Source organism: Nocardia sp. NPDC051463, from assembly GCF_040681975.1.
In the GTDB taxonomy this organism is placed as follows: domain Bacteria; phylum Actinomycetota; class Actinomycetes; order Mycobacteriales; family Mycobacteriaceae; genus Nocardia.
This window is the reverse complement of the sequence record NZ_JBFBAB010000065.1, coordinates 1-2,654: the sequence shown is the minus strand read 5'-3', so window position 1 is coordinate 2,654 and position 2,654 is coordinate 1. Positions and strand designations below refer to the sequence as shown.

Below are 2,654 nucleotides of genomic sequence, written 5' to 3'. Positions count from 1 at the left end.
ATCACCTGAACCGGCGCACCATCGATCTCCGGATACACCGTCCGCAGAATCTCGTGGCGGGCCACGACGTCCGCGATGGCCTGTTGCAGCGCCACAACATCCAGCTCTCCGGTCAACCGCACCGCGACCGGCACGTTGTAGGCCGCCGACTCGGTATCGAACCGGTTGAGGAACCACATCCGCTGCTGAGCCAACGACAACGGAATCTGCTCCGGTCGCGGACCCGCGACCAGGGCCTTGCGGCCACCGGCACCGGCATCCTGCTCGACCTTGACGGCCAGGCCCGCGACCGTCGAGGCCTCGAACAGCCTGCGCACCGGCACCTGGGCATCCAGCGCGGCACCGATGCGTGCCACGGTGTGCGTGGCCAGCAGCGAGTTGCCGCCGAGTGCGAAGAAGTCGTCGTCGACACCGACGCGCTCGATGCCGAGGACCTCCGCGAACACCGACGCCACGATCTCCTCGATCGGGGTCGACGGCGCGCGGAAGACCTGTGCCTCGAATTCCGGTTCCGGCAACGCCTTTCGATCCAGCTTGCCGTTCACATTGAGCGGCAGCGCGTCGAGCACCACGAACGCCGACGGCACCATGTAGGACGGCAGACCGGCCACGAGCGCCGACTTCACCTGCGCCACATCGATATCGCCGCTCGACGACACCAAGTACGCGACGAGCCGATCACCGGTCTTGGGATCGGACTTCGCGAGCACCGCGGTCTGCGCGATCTCCGGCAGCGCCAACAGGGCCGCCTCGATCTCGCCGAGCTCGATCCGGAAGCCACGAATCTTCACCTGGAAGTCCGTACGGCCCCGGTACTCCAACTCGCCGTTGCCGTTCCACGCGACGAGGTCACCGGTGCGATACATCCGAGTGCCCGACTCGAAGGGGTTGGCCACGAACCGATCCGCGGTCAGATCCGTCCGGCCGAAGTACCCCCGCGCCAACTGCGCACCGGCCAGATACAACTCACCCGACACGCCCGTGGGCACCGGATTCAGGCGCGCGTCCAGAACATAGACGCGGCTGTTCCACTCCGGCACACCGATCGATACGGACGCCATGTCCTGACCGGTCACCCGATGACTGGTGATCGACACCGCTGCCTCGGTCGGACCGTACAGGTTGAACAACTCGGTACCCGGCTGATCACGGAGGAACCGCTGTGCCAACGCACTCGGCAGCGCCTCGCCGATCGCCAGCACCCGCCGCAGGGAATCGGACAGACCCATGGCGAGTAGCGCATCCAGCATGGACGGCACCACATGCAACGTGGTCACCGATTCGCGGGCGATCAACTCGTTCAGATATGCCGGGTCACGATGCCCATCCGGTGCCGCGATGACCAGACGTCCGCCGCAGACCGCGGCCGACCAGAACTCCCACACCGAGAGGTCGAAGGTGGCGGCCGTCTTCAACAGCACCGCGTCCGCCGCGTCGAGCCCGAATTCGGTGGTCTTCCACAACAGCTGGTTCACGATCGCCGCATGCGGCACCGCGACACCCTTCGGACGGCCGGTCGAACCAGAGGTGAAGATGACGTACGCGGTGTGCTCAGGACGCAACGGCGCCACTCGATCCGTGTCGGTGATCGGCGCGTCGTCCAGATCGCCCGGCGCGTCCATCGATACCAACGGCGCGACATCGGTGCTGAACTGCGCTTCCGCGTTGGTCAGCACACACACCGGTCCCGCAGTCGCGAGGATGTAGTCGGTGCGCTCGGCGGGCTGATCCGGATCCACCGGCACATACGCGCCACCGGCCTTCGTGACCGCATACATCGCGACGACAAGATCCACCGAGCGGCGCAACGCGAGGGCGACCCGCGACTCTGGGCCGACACCCAGCGAAATCAGATGCCGGGCAAGAGAATTCACCCTTGCGTCGAGCTCACCGTAGGTGATCGTCGAACCGTCCTCACGCACCAGCGCGACACGCTGCGGCGCTACGGCGACGGTGGCATCCAGCAGGCCGGCCAGAGTCGCGGCGGAATCCACCTCGTGCTCGGTCGCATTCCGGCCGACGGTCAGCTCGGCCCGCTCGGCGCGATCGAGGAACTCGATGTCGCCGACAGCCGTGCGCGGCGAAGCGATCACCGCATCGAGCAGTCGCACGAACCGATCGGCGAAGCCCTGCACCGTCTCCCGATCGAACAGATCGGAGGCGTAGGTGAAGACGCCGGCGATGCCCTCGGGTTCGCCCGCGTCGTTGTAGCCGTCGCTCGCGATCAGGTGCAGGTCGAACTGCGACAGTGCGGTATCGATCTCGAGTCCGGCGACGGTGAGTTCGGGCAGTTCCAGCCCGGCCCGGCCCAGGTTCTGGAAGGACAGACCCACCTGGAACAACGGGTGCCGTGCCGTCGAACGCACCGGGTTGAGCACCTCGACCAGGCGCTCGAACGGCACGTCGGCGTTGGCGAAGGCCTGGATATCCGTCTCACGTTGCCGCGCGAGCAGTTCGGTGAACAGTTCGCCCGCCTCGACGCGGCTACGGAACACCAGCGTATTGACGAACATGCCGATCAGGTCGTCCAGCGCGGCCTCACCACGGCCTGCTATCGGCGTACCGATGGCGATGTCGTCGGTACCCGACAACCGGGCCAGCAGCACCGCGAGAGCGGTGTGCACGACCATGAACAGCGTCGCGCCTTCGGCACG

1 protein-coding gene is annotated in these 2,654 nt (G+C 66.6%); it reads right to left on the bottom strand.

The window, feature by feature from the left end; translation table 11 throughout:
* On the bottom strand, positions 1-2,654 hold a 2,654-nt coding region (locus tag AB0M74_RS35135; protein ID WP_366530621.1), incomplete at both ends, for an amino acid adenylation domain-containing protein.